Below are 14,755 nucleotides of genomic sequence, written 5' to 3' on the forward strand. Positions count from 1 at the left end.
AACTGAACGACCCCCTGAAGGGGACCCCCTACTGGTGGGTAGCGGATGTGCGCTACCCTTCGGTCCCTTGTATGTACAAAACGGTTGCCGGCACGGAAACCGGTACGCCAAAACCAGATCTACAACGCCAACGAAGCTGCTAGGATTGGCGCTTCGCTTCAATCAACCCGGCCGTGGGATCGGCCCCGGAGACTTCTGAATGACCCGTATTATCGAGTTCCTGATCGCTTTGGGGATCGTGGCTGGCCTGTTCGTCATCATCGGCGTGGTCTTGCCGGGCCAGCGCCATGTTTCGGAAAGCATCGAAACCAACCGCAAGATGACGATCGTGTTCGACACGGTGAACAGCTTGCGCCGCTTCAAGGATTGGAACCCACTCCTGCTGCGTGATCCCGCTGCCGAACTGAAGTTCTCCGGCCCGGCTGCCGGCGTCGGTGCCACCTTGGATTACACCTCCAAGGACCTGGGCAACGGCACCTGGAAGATCACCGAGAGCGAAGAAAACAAGCGCGTTGCAATCGCTGTCGACGATGCCACCAAGGGCAGCGACAAGGTGACCACGTTCCTGCTCGAGCCGACTGGCAAGGGTGGCCGCAACGTCAAGATCACCCAGGATTACAGCGTCAACTACGGCTTCGATCTGTTCGGTCGTTATGCCGGCCTGTACGTCAGCCGCCACATCGGTGACGACCTGAAGCTGGGTCTGTCGCGCATGGCGAACATGCTGGCCACGGTGCCGAACATTGATTACCGCACCGCCGAAGCACCGTTGAACGACCTGGCCATCGTGGATGTCCCGGCCGAAGATCTGCTGGTCGTCAACGCGGGCAACGTGGATCGTGGCGAAGCCACCATCACCAAGTCCATCGCTGACAACGAAGAGTGGATCAAGCGCGTGATGGAAGCGAACAACCTGGAAGCTGCAGGTCCGTTCCGCCTGATCACCACCGATTTCGGTGCAGAGAAGTACGCCTTCGACGTGGCCCAGCCGGTCAAGAAGAAGGGCACCGAGGGCGTGTCGGCTGAAGAGCTGACCGTCAAGATCGACGGTGGCGCGCCGGTGAAGTACGTCCGCGTTGCACCGCACCGCTCGGCCCATGCGACCTTCACCGGTCACATGGCTGGCCTGGACATTGCCCGCAATGCCCTGCGCGCCTGGTCGGTGACCGGCGGCAACGAAGTGATCGACCGCCCGTACGAGACCTGGAATGGTGGCGTGCAGAAGTCCTTCACTGCAGAAGGTACGTACGACATCTATTGGGCCGTCAAGTAAGCCTGGACGCCTGATGTAACGTACGAACGAAAACGCGCCGCTCACTGCGGCGCGTTTTTTTTTGTAGTGCCCAAGGAGCCGCTATGTTTTCCATGGATCGACGTACCCGCAGGCCTTCGTTGCTGGCCTGCATCGGCGCGCTGTTGGCTGCAGCGTCCATCGGCGTGTCTGCCTACGCCTCGCACGGTGTCAGCGACCCGCTGGCGCAGCAGCACCTCAACATGGCCGCGCTGTATGCGTTCGCGCACGGTGCGGTACTGGTGGCATTGGGGCCGCGGGCGAGCACGTTCTTCGCGCAGCTGGGGTTGTGCGTGCTGCTGCTGGGCACGCTGCTGTTTGCCGGCAGCCTGGCCGGCAACGCGCTCTGGCAGTGGCCGACACGCTTCGCACCGATCGGCGGCAGCGCATTGATGCTGGGGTGGGTGCTGGTGGCGGTAGACGCCTTGCGGCGCTGAGTGACCTGGTAGCGCCGAGCCGTGCTCGGCGGAGGCTTCAGGCACCGCTGCGCTCGCCGAGCGTGGCTCGGCGCTACCGATTACGGGCATTTCGGGGCCGGCTGTTGTAGCGCCGAGCCATGCTCGGCGGAGGCGTCAGGCACCGCTGCGCTCGCCGAGCGTGGCTCGGCGCTACCGATCACGGGCATTTCGGGGCCGGCTGTTGTAGCGCCGAGCCGTGCTCGGCGGAGGTGTCAGGCACCGCTGCGCTCGCCGAGCGTGGCTCGGCGCCACCGATCACGGGCATTTCGGGGCCGGCTGTTGTAGCGCCGAGCCATGCTCGGCGGAGGCGTCAGGCACCGCTGCGCTCGCCGAGCGTGGCTCGGCGCTACCGATCACGGGCATTTCGGGGCCGGCCGTTGTAGCGCCGAGCCGTGCTCGGCGGAGGCTTCAGGCACCGCTGCGCTCGCCGAGCGTCAATCAGGCGCGTTTCAGGCGCCGGCCGGGTGCCATCGCCAATGCCACGGTTCGTAGACGATGCCATGCGGGTTGCCCTGCGGGTAACTCATCCGGAATCCATGCCGGTGCGCATGTTCCTGCAGCCAGGCGAACGCCGGGCTGTGCTCGAACGACGTTTCCGCAGGCGGCTCGCCGGGTGTGCCGATGTCCAGCGCCATGCCACTGTGGTGCTCGCTGAAACCCGGTGCCGCGTTCACCTGCAGGATCTGTTCGACGTGCTGCCCGCGGGCCCGCTTGCGTTCGAAAATTCCCAGCTGGTAAGCATGGCTGCGGTAACCGGAAATCGCGTCCAGGGCGACGCCGTTGCGTGCTGCCTGCAGGCGCATGCGTCGCCACGCCAGGGCCGCCGCTCGACGCAGCCACAGGGGGCGATGGAAACGGTCGCGACCGGCGTAGTGAAGCAGCACCGGTTCAGGCTCAAGCATCAGGCCACTCTGGTCCGCGTACGCATCAGCATCCAGCCCAAGCGGCTCGAGCCGCTCCCGCAGGCCCTGCGGGGACAGCAGGCGCGTGTCCAAGGCCCCCGCGCCGCGCGCAGGGTCCAGCCACGACAGCGCGTCGAGCGCCTCGGCGGTACCGGGTTCCCGTGGCAGCTGGGCGATCAGCGAATGCACGCCCTGATCGAGCACCGCTGCCAGATAGCGGCCGTCGCGCTTGCGCCGGAGTACCCAATCCGCCCGTGCCAACAGGCGCGCATCGGCATTGCCGTGGGCGCGCAGCAGCGGGGCGGGCCACACTTCGATGGCGTCGGTGTTCAGCAGCAGGGGGATCGAGCGGTGCATACGGTCAGCTTAGCGCGAAGCGCCGTGGGGGGCAGCCTGGGCAGGCTCCCCGGTAGCCCCGACCATGGCGCAGCCCACGCTCAGCCGCGATCGTTGCGCAGCGCCTGCAGCAGCTGCTGTGGCTGCTCCACGCTCAGCAGCAGGGTAGGCCCCTCGCGCACCGGGATCACCAGCACCCGGCGCAGGTCGGTCACCAGGGCGAAGCCCTTGCCGCCACCGCGCAGGCGGTAATGGCCGGAGTGGAAGCCGGGCAGGCTGTACGCATTCGTCCTGCACTGCAGCCCTTGCCGCCGGTCCCGCGTCATATCGACCACCACGGCTTCGTCCAGTTGCATGTCCACGACGGCCGTGCGGCGGCGATAGAACGTGGACCACACCGTCAGCACGCCGTTGTCCAGCTGCACCCGGCGCTGGAAATACTTCCAGCACAGCACGCCAGTGACGGTGATCGCCACCAGCAGACTCCATCCGGGGCTGCCCCCCATCGTGAAGTAAGGGGGCGAGGCGGTGATGTCGAAGATGAGCGTCGAGAAGGGCGCCGGTTCGCGCAGGTGCCACGCCGTCACGCCAATGAAGGACAGCATGGGCAGCAGGATCCAGAGCAGGCGCAGTGCCGAATCCTCGCTCACGTCGAAACAGCGCGGGTCGCTGCCGCCGCTCACTTCTGCGCCTCGATCCAGGTGGCGATGTCATCCACCAGCTGATCATCGACGTGGCCGGTCTGCGTGTATTCCTTCAGCGAACTGGGTCCGGTGCCGGCGATGCCGATGTGGTTCAAGGCCGGATAGCGCTTCCAGGCGACGTCGTTGCGTCCCTTCAATGCGGCTTGCCACAGCGCCCAGTCGGTGTCGGTGATCTGGAAGTCACGCCCACCGTGGACCAGCAGCAGCGGTTTGCGCAGGGCCTTGGCATCGGCGCGTGCATCTACTGCTTCGATGCTCTTCCAGAAGTGCTGGGGCACGCCCAACGGCAACGTGTTGGCGGCAGCAGGCACGTCGCTGCGCGCAGCGGCGATCTGTGCGTCCAACGTGTCGAGGAAGGCCTGTTCGGGGGCCGTGATGTCACCGTCCAGCCCCAGCAGGTAGCGGTTCTGTTCGGGCAGCAGGTCCAGCAGGCCGCGCGCCGGCGCTGCCCACATCACCACGCCGCGTGCCTGCGGCCAGCGGCTGGCGATGCGCGGTGCCAACATGCCGCCCTGGCTGTGGCCCAGGACGAACACACGGCGGCCATCGATGCGGGGATCGGCGGCCAGTGCGGTCAGTGCCGCGACGGCGTCGTCGGTGGTCTCGTCATCGATGTCGAACGGTTGCTGGAAATCCTGCGGGCGGGCGAGGGTGCGCTTGTCATAGCGCAGTACCGCTTTGCCGTGTGCCGCCAGGCCGCGCGCGATGTCCAGGAAAGGACGGTTGCCGCCAACGGTCTCGTCGCGGTCCTGCGGGCCGGAGCCGTGGACCAGCACCACCGCGGGGAAGGGGCCCTTGCCCTTGGGCAGCGCCAGCGTGCCGGGCAGTGCGCCGCGCTGCTGGGGAACGCTGAACTCCAGCTCCAGGAAGCGGGCGTCCGCTGCGGGCGCGGGTGCCTTCGCGGCCGGGGCAGGGCGTAGCAGCAGGCCGGCGATGTTGTCCTGTGGGTCTACCGCGATCTGCGCGATCAAGGCCGCGCTGGCGAACTGCAGCGGAACCTCCACCATCTGCATTCCCTGCTGCGTACTCACGCGTGCATCGCCGCGCTGTTGCAGATCACCCAGTGATTGCCACAACGCACGCAGCTTGGCAGCGGGCACGGCAGCGCGCATCTGCGGGGTGAACATGGATTCGGCGTCGTCGACACGCCCCGCCTGCAGGTGGTCGAGCAGTTGCACCGCGCGCGTCGCCGGTTCGCCTGCACAGGCCAGGCCGGCAGACAGTGACAGCGCCACGGCGAGCATCGTGCGATAGAAGCGCATGCTCAGGCCTCCTTCTTGAAGACCAGGATCATCGGATTCAACGGAGCGAAGACGATGTTGACCAGCTCCCAGCCGAGCTGTCCCTGTCGATTCAGTTCCGTCTGCACTTCATCAACCTTGAAGCCGCCCATCAGGCCGGGCTTGATCTCGATGGTTTGATAGGTCCAGCGCTTGCTCATTCCTTGTGCTCCTTCGATGGGGGGGATTTGGGCAGCCGCCCGGCCTTGCGCAGCGCATCGCGCAGCACGTATTCGATCTGGGCGTTGAGGCTGCGCAGCTCGTCGTCAGCCCAGCGCTGCGCCGCGGCCAGAACATCGGCGTTGATGCGCAGTGGATAGGCTTTCTTCTCGCTCATGGAAACTCCTGTGACACCGACTCAGTACAGCGATCCGGCATTGATGACCGGCTGCGTGCCGCGGTCAGAGCACAATACCGTCAACAGGTTGCTGACCATGTGCGCTTTGCGCTCTTCGTCCAGCTGCACCACACCGTTCTTCTGCAGTTCGCTCAGGGCCATTTCCACCATGCCCACCGCACCGGCGACGATGCGCGTGCGCGCGGCGATGACCGCGTTGGCCTGCTGCCGCTGCAGCATCGCCTGGGCGATCTCGGCGGCGTAGGCCAGATGGCTGATGCGCGCATCGATGATCTGCACGCCGGCATCGGCCAGCCGCTCGGCCAGCTCGTTCTTCAGGTGCAGGGAGATCTCGCTGGCATGGCTGCGCAGGGAAAGCTGGCCTTCTTCATGCTGGTCATACGGATAGCTGGTCGCCATCGCGCGCAGCGCGGATTCGGACTGGATATGCACGAAGCTTTCGTAGTCGTCCACGTTGTAGACGGCTTCGGAGGCATCCACCACCTGCCATACGATCACGGCCGCGATCTCGATCGGGCTGCCGTCGAGCTCGTTGACCTTGAGCTTGCCGCTTTCGAAGTTGCGTACGCGCTGGCTGACACGGCGCTTGGCATAGAAGGGGTTGTTCCAGCGCAGGCCGTTGTCTTTCACCGTGCCGACATATTTGCCGAACAGGCTCAGCACAGCCGCCTGGTTGGGCTGCACGGTGTACAGGCCGATCAGTGGCAGCACCGCCACCATCATCAACACCACACTGCCCAGCAACAGGACCGGGCTGGGGCGCATGCCGCCCGCACCGGTGATGCCGACCAGGAATGCAACGCCCGCAATGCCGGCGATGACCAGAATGGCGGCCAGTACGGCCAGGCCATTGATGGAGCGGATGGGCTGTTCTTTCATGGCGATACGTCCTTGAGGTGTCAGAAATGGAAGATATCAAATTGATATCACTTTGCAAGTTCCGCTGTTCGGCCGGAAGGCCGGAGCGGCTAGAATGCCCCTCCGCCATCAGCTCGCCGTTGGATCGCCGCCATGTCTGCATTTGGAACCCCCCTGTCGCCCTCCGCTACCCGTGTATTGCTGCTCGGTTCGGGTGAACTCGGTAAGGAAGTGGCGATCGAACTGCAGCGGCTGGGCGTAGAAGTCATTGCGGCCGACCGCTATGCCGATGCGCCGGCGATGCAGGTCGCGCACCGGGCGCATGTGATCGACATGCTGGACGGCATGGCGTTACGTGCGCTGATCGCAGAGGAGAAGCCGCATCTGGTGGTGCCCGAAATCGAAGCCATCCACACCGAAACGCTGGTCCAGCTGGAACAGGAGCAGGGCCTGCGCGTCGTGCCGACGGCGCGTGCCGCGCGGCTGACCATGGACCGCGAAGGCATTCGCCGGCTGGCCGCAGAAACGCTCGGCTTGCCGACCTCGCCGTACCGTTTCGTGGATACCGAGGCAGAGTATCGCGCGGCCGTGCAGGCCATCGGTCTGCCGTGCGTGGTCAAGCCGGTGATGTCGTCGTCGGGGAAGGGGCAGAGCACGCTGCGCAGCGAATCGGACATCGCGCCGGCATGGGCGTATGCACAGACCGGTGGTCGCGCCGGTGCCGGTCGCTGCATCGTTGAAGGCTTCATCGACTTCGAGTACGAGATCACCCTGCTGACCGTGCGCCACGCGGGCGGCACCTCGTTCTGCGCGCCGATCGGCCACCTGCAGAAGGATGGCGACTACCGCGAGAGCTGGCAGCCGCAGACGATGACTGCCGCGGCGCTGGCCCGCGCCGAGCAGATTTCGCAGGCCGTCACCGATGATCTCGGGGGCTGGGGGTTGTTCGGCGTCGAACTGTTCGTCAAGGGCGACGAGGTGTGGTTCAGCGAGGTCTCACCGCGCCCGCACGACACCGGCCTGGTCACGTTGGTATCGCAGGAACTGAGCGAGTTCGCCCTGCATGCGCGGGCGATCCTCGGCCTGCCGATTCCGGTGATCCGGCAGAGCGGACCGAGTGCCTCGTGTGCGCTGCTGGCACACGGCGAAGGCGTGCCGCACTTCGCCGACGTCGCCGCCGCGCTGCAGGTGCCGGATACCGCCGTGCGCCTGTTCGGCAAGCCCAGCGTGCACGGCCATCGCCGCGTCGGCGTCACCTTGGCCCGCGGCGAAAGCACGGATCAAGCGCGCGCCATCGCCCGCGACGCCGCCGCCGCCATCGGCGTAAGCCTGAAGTAGGGCCGCTGCTGTCTCTGGTAGGTAGAGCGGACGGGTAGAGCCGACCGGGTAGAGCCGACTTCAGTCGGCTGCCGTTGCGTGGACCCCAAGAGCAGCCGACAGGTAGAGCCGACTTCAGTCGGCTGCCGTTACGCGGACTCGAAGAACAGCCGACAGGTAGAGCCGACTTCAGTCGGCTGATGTTATGCGGACGCAGAGCAGCCGACTGAAGTCGGCTCTACCCGGTCGGAGCTACCCGGTCGGCGCTACCCCTCAGCGTTACCGGACGTCGGCCCAGACGAGGTGGTGGTCGCTGCCGTCTGCGATGCGGGACTCGGGGCTGCCTTCGGCGGGCCAGAAGACGCCGCCACCGAGGTACGCGAAGCCGACCGAGGGCAGCACATAATCCAGCCGCATCGTGCCCGACTTCGGGCCGAAATCGCCGGTTGCGTGCTGCGGGGCGCCACGGCGGGTGATGCCTTTGGCGGCGTAGGCCAGGCTGGTCTGCTCACCGCCCACGCTGGAGGGGGTGGCGTGGCGCAGCACGCGCGGGTGTTCCAGCAGTTCGACAATCGCCTCGTGGCGGCCATCGCCGTCCACCGGATCATTGTTGAGGTCACCCAGGATCACGAAGCGGGCATCCTGCGCCAGGCCGCCGCAGCGCTTCTGGTCATCGCACAGCCACGAGGTGTCACCGGCCGACAGGTAGGCCTGCCACAGCTTCAGTTCGTCATGGTTGCGCGCGGCATTGCGCTTCTCCGGGCCGTCGAAAACCGGCGGGGTGGGGTGGGATACCAGGGCGTGCACCACGCCGGACGGGGTCTGCACCGGCACGTCCCAATGCGATTTGGACGACAGCCGCAGCTGGGCCCATACCGCGTCGCTGTAGAAATGCGTTCCGGTGCGCGGGTCCACCGGGCGGATCGCTCCGGGCAGCGCGCTCCACTTCAGCAACTGGAAGCTGCGCACCTTTGCTTCATCGATCGGGTAGCGCGACAGCACCAGCATGCCGTATTGGCCGGGGTGCAGGCCGTAGCCCCATGCATCGTTGCCGCGGCTGCGGCCCTCCCCGCCGATTTCGCCGTTGTTGTCCAGGTCCAGCCCGCTCTGCACGCCGGTATTCACCGGGGCCAGGTAGCGGTAGGCGAAATGCAGCGACTCACCGCCGCCGTCCTGCGCGACCTCCAGATAACGTTTCTGGAACAGATCGGCAGCCCGCTGGGCGTCGTCGAAGTCGAACTCGTTGAGCAGCACCAGGTCCGGGCGTACCTGCTGCAGTACCGCGGCAATCTTGCGCGCATGCGCGCTGTCGCCTTCCAGTTCGGCGATCAACCCCCCGGTCTCGTCCGAGTACAGCGAGGTGTTGTAGGTGGCCAATCGCAGGGGGGAGGCGGCGTCGGGCATCGTGGCGGTACGCTCGGGGGTCTGCGCGCAGCCGCCGCACAGCAGGGCCAGGGCGACGGTCAGGGCAGGGAGGCGGAATGCGGGAATTTTCATGGTCGGTATTGTGCACCGGCGCCTGTGTCAGTGGCTTGTCAGCGACCGGCCAGTTCCAGGTCGAACTCGTTCCAGCGGCGTCCGTCATAGGCTTCAAGCGGGCGGAACCTCCGCTTGTAATCCATCTTCAGGTGGTCGCGTATCCAGTAGCCCAGGTAGAGATGAGGCAAGGCCTCGCGGCGCGCCCATTCCACCTGCTGCAGGATCGCGAACGTGCCCAGACCGCGCTGGGCGTGGTCCGGATCGAAGAACGTGTAGACCGCCGACAGGCCCTGCTCGGTCACGTCGGTGACCGCCACCCCGATCAGGGCGCCGGGACCGCCCTGCGGCGGCGGCAGGCGGATTTCCATGAAGCGGGTGTGCGACCAGCTGCCGATCAGGAACTGCTCGAACTCGTGCGGGCCGTGGCTGTCCATGCCGCCGTTGGCATGGCGGTGCGACAGGTAGCGGCGATACAGCGCGAACAGCTCGTCGCTGGCAGTGGCGGCGGTGATGCGGATTTCCAGGTCAGCGTTGCGCGCGGCGCAGCGGCGCTGGCTGCGGTCGGCGGCGAAGCGCTGCACCGGGATGCGCACCGCCACGCAGGCATGGCACTGCGCACAATGCGGCCGGTAGACCAGATCGCCACTGCGCCGGAACCCCCAGCTGAGCGCCATCGGATACAGGCCACCCAGCCGGCGGTCGTGCGGGTCCAGCACCAGGTCGCGCGCGGTTCGGTCCGGCCAGTAGCCGCACGGGTGCTCGCCGGTCTGGAACAGGCGCAGGTCGTCGTCTCGGTTGCCATGTAGTGCCATGCGGACAGCATAACTTCTGGCTGTCGCATCAGCCGCGACTGTCTGCCTGATGAACGCGGCGGGGTGGCAGGTCAACCGTGGCTCCGCCCGGGCGTTGTTCGTATATCGAGGGTGACAGACATGCACCCCCGGTACCCCCTTCTACTGGAGCGACACCATGACCCTGCGTACCCCCCTGCTGCTGGCCCTGCTGTTCAGCACCTCTGCTACCGGCATCGCACTGGCCGCTGACGCGCCGCCCGCTCCGCAGCGTCCGGCCAAGCTGGACACCAACAACGACGGCTTCGTCGATCGTGCCGAAGCAGCCGCGTCGCCGCGTCTGGTCGCGCGTTTCGACCAGATGGACGCGAACAAGGACGGCAAGCTGTCGCGCGAGGAAATGCCGCGTGGCAAGCACGGCCACCGCGGCCCGGGCCGCGGCCACGCCGAGCAGCTGGCGAAGCTGGACACCAACAAGGATGGCCGCATCAGCCGTGAGGAAGCCAAGGCCGATCCGCGCCTGGCCGAACGCTTCGATCAGATGGATATCAACAAGGATGGCTTCCTGGACCAGGCCGACCGCGAGCTGCGCATGAAGCAGCATCGGGATGCCTGGTTCACAGCGGCCGACACCAACAAGGACGGCCAGTTGAGCAAGGCCGAGTTCGATGCAGCGAAGGGCCTGATGCACGGTCCCCGCGGCCAGGGCCGGGGACCTGCTGGTCCGGCGGGTCCGGCTCGCCCCGCTGCCAAGTAACCCTGCAGGTTGATCGCCCGCCCTCGTCGGCCACGCCGGCGAGGGCAGGTGATCGCGGTGCTCAGGATCCGGCTGGGCTCACAGCGAGCCGTTTCTCCACAACAACGCCCCGACCACGATCAACGCACCCAGGCCGGCGCCCAGCATCCCCTGCTTGCCGTACATCGCTTCGTACGTCCAGTTCCGCTTTCCCTGCCGTCCGCGCCGTTCGGCATCCCGGTCGATCAGCGGCTGCATGATCTGCCGCAGTGGAACCAGACACTGCCAGCACACCAGCGACAGGCCTGCGAACAGAGCGAACAGACCCACCCACACCGGTGCCGCCAGCAGCGAAAGCGCCAGCACGGTGATGCAGACCACGAGCGCAGTGAGCGTGTTGAGATACACGAAACGCCGGATCTGCGTGCGTTCCTGCGGCGATTCCGCGAATGACATCAGGTAGCGACCGCCGAGGTAACTGAAGGTCGTACCCCCCACCACGGCGCCGATCGTCGCGCCCACGCTGAGTTGATCCGCAAACACCGGCAGCTGGGATGCCGCTGCGGTCAACGAACCCAGTGCCGTGCCACCGGTCGCACTGGCGCCGCCCAGGCCGAGCTTGGTGCCGCCCGCGCCCACGGTACCCAGTACGATGGCCGCGCTGGCCGTACCCGGCGCCACCACCATCAGCGTAGACACCACCGCTGTAGCGAACGCGGCGCTGGGCGCCGTGCTGCGGGCGAACTCGCCGAAGCGTTGCAGCAGGCCCTCGCGCACCATGCCGCGCGCGCGCGACAGGCGCTTGCGTACCGCCGCGTCACTCAGGCCCAGCAGGTTGGCCACGTGCTGCGAGCGCTGGCCCTCGCGGTAATACAGCAACAGCACTTCGCGGCTGTCTTCAGGCAAGGCCGAGATGATGTCTTCGGCCGCCGTTTCTTCTTCGATCTGTTGCAGGCGGTCGGCTGCATCGGGCGATGGATCGGCCGCCATCTGGATGGCCAGATCGGCCGCATCGCCGGACAGGGGACGACCGCGCTGACGGCGCAGCCAGTCACGGGCGAGGTTGCGGGTGATCTGCCGCAGCCACGGCATGAAACTGGACGGATTGCGCAGCGTCTGCAGTTGCTGCCAGCCGCGGACGAAGGCGTCCTGGGCGATGTCTTCGCTCGCCTCGCGATCACGGGTGATGGCCAGGGCGATGGCGGTCACCGTGTTCTGGCACGCCTGCACGATGCGGCCATACGCATGCTGGCAGCCCTTTGCGGCGGCCGGCAGTTCGCGGTGCAGGACATCATCGAAGGGTGCGGCAACAGTCGTCATGGGCGGCGCTCCTGCGGGGATTGTGTCCCAAGACGAAGCGGCCCGGCGAATGTGACCGCCCTGTAGTGACGGCCGCTGGCCGTCTGCGCTGACGGCCAGCGGCCGTCACTACCGTCAGCGCGCGTTGACGGCCAGCGGCCGTCATTGCAGTCAGCGTTGCGGGGCGGCGGGCTGGATACGCACGCGGACTTCTTCTTCCTCTTCCGGCGCGGCGGGCGGGGTCGGTGCGGCAGGCTGCGGTTGGGCGGCGGGTGCAGGTGCAGCGGGCGCAGGCTGCGGGGCCTGTGCGCCGCGATGGCCCATCGCGATGAACAGCGCTACGCCGGCGATCACCACCAGCAGGGCGATGCGGATGCGCCACGCCCAGCCGCGGCCGCTGGTGGCAGCGGCGGGTTCGCGGAAGGCGAATTCCGCGGTCGGATGGTCGCGGCGCGTGGTGTCGAGCAGCCGTGCATCACGCAGGATCTCGCGCGCCTTCGGCTGGTCGTCGGCCCGCACCACCCACACCGTGGGCGGTCGGATGTTCTTGTTCTGGTCGAGGTAGCTGAACTGGCCGCGGCGTTTGGTGTGGTACGTGCGCCCATCGGTCACACGTACTTCGATGTCATGGCTGCGCAGCAGCTCGGCCACGCCCTCCACGGTTTCCACGCGCTGGCTGCTGAATATCTGTCTCATGGGATGGGGTCCTTCAGTCCTTCGCCGGTACGGCGGCTGCGGCGACGCTGTCGGGCACCACGCGGATCAGGCCTTCCTGTGCCGTGCTGGCGACCAGCCGACCCTGGCGGTCGAAGAACTGGCCGCGTGCCAAGCCGCGCGAATCCTGCGCGCTGGGACTGTCCAGCGAGTACAGCAGCCAGTCGTCGGCGCGGAACGGCCGGTGGAACCAGATGGCGTGATCCAGCGAGGCCATCTGCACGTGCGGCTGGTAATAGCTGATGCCGTGCGGGAACGTTGCCGTGCCCAGCAGGTGGAAGTCCGATGCATAGGCCAGCAGCGCTTGATGCAGCTCCGGGGAATCGCCCACCGGCTCGCTAAGGCGGAACCAGACCTGGTGATACGGCGGGCGCTTGGGCGGGTTGAGTTCATCGCGCGGATAGACGTGGCGGAACTCGAACGGACCGCCGCGTGACAGCCAGCGCTGCACCTTGATCGGCAGCCGCTCCAGCACGTCCTGCGGCAGCGGGCGGTTGGGTTCCAGGTCTTCCGGCTGCGGCACTTCCGGCATCTTGTGCTGGTGCTCGGCGCCGTGCTCGGCTTGCTGGAACGAGGCCGCACAGAAGAAGATCACCTTGCCGTGCTGGATGGCGGTGACCCGGCGTACCGAGAAACTGCCGCCGTCCCGGGTGCGGTCGACGTCGTACACGATCGGATGATCGATGTTGCCCGCCCGCAGAAAGTAGGCGTGCAACGAATGGACGTGGCGGCCGTTCTCCACCGTGGCCTGGGCTGCGGCCAGGGCCTGGCCCAGCACCTGTCCACCGAACACATACTTGGTGCCGATGTCGCGGCTCTGGCCACGGAACAGGTTGTCTTCCAGCCGCTCCAGGGTGAGCAGGTCGATCAGTTCGGAGACGACGGGTTCGTGCGTGTCGTTCAAGAGGGACAGCCGGTGTCAGGACAGGGGGCGATTATAGCGGGGACGCCCCCGGACCCACGGTTCATTTACCCAGCCGGGCGACCAGGTGCTGCAAGGCCTGCTGCGCATCGGGCGCGTACCAGGATTCAATGAAGCGATCCAGCTGGATCAGGTCCGGATGCAGGGCTTCGTGCAGCTCGGCGCGGGCGATGGCCCGGGTCAGCAGCATGGGCTGGCGCGGCATCTTCAGCAGCCGCTGCAGCCACGCCACGGCGCGGGCCACCACCAGATCGCCGTCCGCCAGCTCATCCACCAGGCCGATCTGCAGCGCCTGCTCGGCCGGCACCATCGCCGCAGTGGTAAGTAGGATGCCGGCGCGGTGCACGCCTACGGCACGGCGCAGCAGGCGCTGGATGCCTTCAGGCGCGACCAGGCCGACCTGTACCTCGTTCAATCCGATGGTGAAGGGCTGGGCAGGGTCAATGCTGCGCGCCATCACCCGGTAGTCGCAGCACAGCGCCAGCACGCAGCCCCCTGCCGGCGCGTGGCCGGTCAGCGCGGCCACCACCGGGATGCGGCTCTCGGCCAGCGTGCGCACCGCGCCGAAGAACGCCTGCCAGCTGTCCAGCAGAGCACGCTGGTCATCGCCATGGGCCATCAGATGCGGCACGTCCATGCCGCCGGTGAACACGCGCTCGTTGCCGGACAGCACCAGGCCGTGCACGTCCTCGGCCATGGCCTGTTCGATCGCGTGGATCAGCTGCCGGCACAGCTCGGTGTCGAGCGCATTGACCGGCGGCCGCGCCAGGCGCAGTTCGCGGATGGGGCCGTGGTTGTACACCTCGATGAGGGTGGTCATGCTGCGATCTCTTGCCGTGAGGGAACGTGGTCCGATGATAACCAAACCATTCGTTGGCGTACTGTTCGGGATCTGCGCCTGGGCTGCGCCCCTTGTGGGCTCCGCCGCGACGGTGACCTGCCTGGAAGTAAAGGAGGGCTGGGCGCGATTGCCGCCGACCGCCTCCACGCCGATGACCGCCGGCTACGGGAAAATCCGCAACGCATGCGGAAAGGCCGTCACGGTGGTGGGCGCGCGCAGTGCGGCCTTCGCCGATGTGTCGCTGCATGAAACCCGGGTGCAGGGCGATGTCAGCCGCATGCAGCACCTGCACCATCTGGCGATACCGGCGGGCGCGACGATCGAATTGAAGCCCGGTGGCATGCACCTGATGTTGATGCAGGCAACTGGCGCAGTGAAAGAAGGGCAGGCGGTGCCGGTGGTATTGGCGCTGGACGGCGGTGACGAAGCGAGCATCACCCTGCAGGTGCGGAAGGCCGCCCCCTGACAC

General features: G+C 66.9%; 17 protein-coding genes. 5 read left to right on the top strand and 12 right to left on the bottom strand.

Annotated elements, in window-relative coordinates:
* The first annotated feature begins 199 nt into the window (after nt 1–199).
* Entirely contained in the window at nt 200–1,273 is a 1,074-nt protein-coding gene (locus tag ICJ04_RS05215) for an SRPBCC family protein (RefSeq protein WP_188326491.1), read from the top strand.
* 83 nt (nt 1,274–1,356) lie between these two features.
* Nucleotides 1,357–1,728, top strand: coding sequence for a DUF423 domain-containing protein (locus ICJ04_RS05220; RefSeq protein ID WP_188326492.1), 372 nt, complete (start codon nt 1,357–1,359; stop codon nt 1,726–1,728).
* Between the two features lie 470 nt (nt 1,729–2,198).
* Here ICJ04_RS05220 and ICJ04_RS05225 read toward each other — a convergent pair whose 3' ends face one another.
* From ICJ04_RS05225 to ICJ04_RS05250, 6 genes are all read right to left on the bottom strand, one after another.
* Complete coding sequence (locus tag ICJ04_RS05225; RefSeq protein WP_188326493.1) at nt 2,199–3,008, bottom strand: M15 family metallopeptidase; 810 nt, start codon at nt 3,006–3,008, stop codon at nt 2,199–2,201.
* 80 nt (nt 3,009–3,088) lie between these two features.
* The gene (locus ICJ04_RS05230; protein WP_188326494.1) at nt 3,089–3,670 is read right to left on the bottom strand and encodes a hypothetical protein; all 582 of its coding nucleotides are present in this window, start codon (nt 3,668–3,670) and stop codon (nt 3,089–3,091) included.
* Nucleotides 3,667–4,953, bottom strand: a complete 1,287-nt coding sequence (locus ICJ04_RS05235; RefSeq protein ID WP_223202989.1) for an alpha/beta fold hydrolase — start codon at nt 4,951–4,953, stop codon at nt 3,667–3,669. The genes ICJ04_RS05230 and ICJ04_RS05235 overlap by 4 nt, the downstream gene beginning before the upstream one ends.
* A 2-nt stretch (nt 4,954–4,955) precedes the next feature.
* Nucleotides 4,956–5,132 carry a DUF4177 domain-containing protein gene (locus ICJ04_RS05240; RefSeq protein ID WP_188326495.1) on the bottom strand — a complete coding sequence of 59 codons (177 nt, stop codon included), beginning with the start codon at nt 5,130–5,132 and terminating at the stop codon, nt 4,956–4,958.
* The gene (locus tag ICJ04_RS05245) at nt 5,129–5,308 is read right to left on the bottom strand and encodes an Arc family DNA binding domain-containing protein (protein ID WP_188326496.1); all 180 of its coding nucleotides are present in this window, start codon (nt 5,306–5,308) and stop codon (nt 5,129–5,131) included. Before ICJ04_RS05245 ends, ICJ04_RS05240 begins: the two co-directional genes overlap by 4 nt.
* 21 nt (nt 5,309–5,329) lie before the next feature.
* A complete protein-coding gene (locus tag ICJ04_RS05250; RefSeq protein WP_188326497.1) occupies nt 5,330–6,208 on the bottom strand; it encodes an SPFH domain-containing protein in 879 nt (292 codons plus the stop codon).
* 132 nt (nt 6,209–6,340) lie between these two features.
* On the opposite strand from ICJ04_RS05250, the gene purT reads away from it, so the two are divergent.
* The gene (gene purT, locus ICJ04_RS05255) at nt 6,341–7,525 is read left to right on the top strand and encodes a formate-dependent phosphoribosylglycinamide formyltransferase (RefSeq protein ID WP_188326498.1); all 1,185 of its coding nucleotides are present in this window, start codon (nt 6,341–6,343) and stop codon (nt 7,523–7,525) included.
* A 258-nt stretch (nt 7,526–7,783) separates the two neighbouring features.
* Here purT and ICJ04_RS05260 read toward each other — a convergent pair whose 3' ends face one another.
* Nucleotides 7,784–9,001, bottom strand: a complete 1,218-nt coding sequence (locus ICJ04_RS05260) for an endonuclease/exonuclease/phosphatase family protein (protein ID WP_188326499.1) — start codon at nt 8,999–9,001, stop codon at nt 7,784–7,786.
* Between the two features lie 38 nt (nt 9,002–9,039).
* On the bottom strand, nt 9,040–9,795 hold the full coding sequence (locus ICJ04_RS05265) for an arginyltransferase (protein WP_188326500.1): 756 nt from the start codon (nt 9,793–9,795) through the stop codon (nt 9,040–9,042).
* Nucleotides 9,796–9,952: 157 nt separating this feature from the next.
* Here ICJ04_RS05265 and ICJ04_RS05270 point away from each other — a divergent pair, with 157 nt between their 5' ends.
* Entirely contained in the window at nt 9,953–10,531 is a 579-nt protein-coding gene (locus tag ICJ04_RS05270) for an EF-hand domain-containing protein (protein WP_188326501.1), read from the top strand.
* 78 nt (nt 10,532–10,609) lie between these two features.
* Here ICJ04_RS05270 and ICJ04_RS05275 read toward each other — a convergent pair whose 3' ends face one another.
* From ICJ04_RS05275 to ICJ04_RS05290, 4 genes are all read right to left on the bottom strand, one after another.
* Nucleotides 10,610–11,830 (bottom strand): sigma-70 family RNA polymerase sigma factor, encoded by a 1,221-nt coding sequence (locus ICJ04_RS05275; protein ID WP_188326502.1) that lies wholly within the window; start codon nt 11,828–11,830, stop codon nt 10,610–10,612.
* Between the two features lie 150 nt (nt 11,831–11,980).
* Entirely contained in the window at nt 11,981–12,505 is a 525-nt protein-coding gene (locus ICJ04_RS05280; RefSeq protein WP_188326503.1) for a pathogenicity-like protein, read from the bottom strand.
* A 13-nt stretch (nt 12,506–12,518) separates the two neighbouring features.
* Nucleotides 12,519–13,427, bottom strand: a complete 909-nt coding sequence (gene tesB / locus ICJ04_RS05285; protein WP_188326504.1) for an acyl-CoA thioesterase II — start codon at nt 13,425–13,427, stop codon at nt 12,519–12,521.
* 61 nt (nt 13,428–13,488) lie between these two features.
* Entirely contained in the window at nt 13,489–14,265 is a 777-nt protein-coding gene (locus tag ICJ04_RS05290) for an enoyl-CoA hydratase/isomerase family protein (protein WP_188326505.1), read from the bottom strand.
* 34 nt (nt 14,266–14,299) lie between these two features.
* Here ICJ04_RS05290 and ICJ04_RS05295 point away from each other — a divergent pair, with 34 nt between their 5' ends.
* The gene (locus ICJ04_RS05295) at nt 14,300–14,752 is read left to right on the top strand and encodes a copper chaperone PCu(A)C (RefSeq protein WP_188326506.1); all 453 of its coding nucleotides are present in this window, start codon (nt 14,300–14,302) and stop codon (nt 14,750–14,752) included.
* Nucleotides 14,753–14,755: the final 3 nt, after the last annotated feature.

The organism is Stenotrophomonas sp. 169, from assembly GCF_014621775.1.
In the GTDB taxonomy this organism is placed as follows: domain Bacteria; phylum Pseudomonadota; class Gammaproteobacteria; order Xanthomonadales; family Xanthomonadaceae; genus Stenotrophomonas.

Coding starts and splice junctions, on each gene's coding strand:
- ICJ04_RS05215 (WP_188326491.1), top strand. CDS start 200: ATGACCCGTATTATCGAGTTCCTGATCGCTTTGGGGATCGTGGCTGGC.
- ICJ04_RS05220 (WP_188326492.1), top strand. CDS start 1,357: ATGTTTTCCATGGATCGACGTACCCGCAGGCCTTCGTTGCTGGCCTGC.
- ICJ04_RS05225 (WP_188326493.1), bottom strand. CDS start 3,008: ATGCACCGCTCGATCCCCCTGCTGCTGAACACCGACGCCATCGAAGTG.
- ICJ04_RS05235 (WP_223202989.1), bottom strand. CDS start 4,953: ATGCGCTTCTATCGCACGATGCTCGCCGTGGCGCTGTCACTGTCTGCC.
- ICJ04_RS05240 (WP_188326495.1), bottom strand. CDS start 5,132: ATGAGCAAGCGCTGGACCTATCAAACCATCGAGATCAAGCCCGGCCTG.
- ICJ04_RS05245 (WP_188326496.1), bottom strand. CDS start 5,308: ATGAGCGAGAAGAAAGCCTATCCACTGCGCATCAACGCCGATGTTCTG.
- ICJ04_RS05250 (WP_188326497.1), bottom strand. CDS start 6,208: ATGAAAGAACAGCCCATCCGCTCCATCAATGGCCTGGCCGTACTGGCC.
- purT (WP_188326498.1), top strand. CDS start 6,341: ATGTCTGCATTTGGAACCCCCCTGTCGCCCTCCGCTACCCGTGTATTG.
- ICJ04_RS05260 (WP_188326499.1), bottom strand. CDS start 9,001: ATGAAAATTCCCGCATTCCGCCTCCCTGCCCTGACCGTCGCCCTGGCC.
- ICJ04_RS05265 (WP_188326500.1), bottom strand. CDS start 9,795: ATGGCACTACATGGCAACCGAGACGACGACCTGCGCCTGTTCCAGACC.
- ICJ04_RS05270 (WP_188326501.1), top strand. CDS start 9,953: ATGACCCTGCGTACCCCCCTGCTGCTGGCCCTGCTGTTCAGCACCTCT.
- ICJ04_RS05275 (WP_188326502.1), bottom strand. CDS start 11,830: ATGACGACTGTTGCCGCACCCTTCGATGATGTCCTGCACCGCGAACTG.
- ICJ04_RS05280 (WP_188326503.1), bottom strand. CDS start 12,505: ATGAGACAGATATTCAGCAGCCAGCGCGTGGAAACCGTGGAGGGCGTG.
- ICJ04_RS05290 (WP_188326505.1), bottom strand. CDS start 14,265: ATGACCACCCTCATCGAGGTGTACAACCACGGCCCCATCCGCGAACTG.
- ICJ04_RS05295 (WP_188326506.1), top strand. CDS start 14,300: ATGATAACCAAACCATTCGTTGGCGTACTGTTCGGGATCTGCGCCTGG.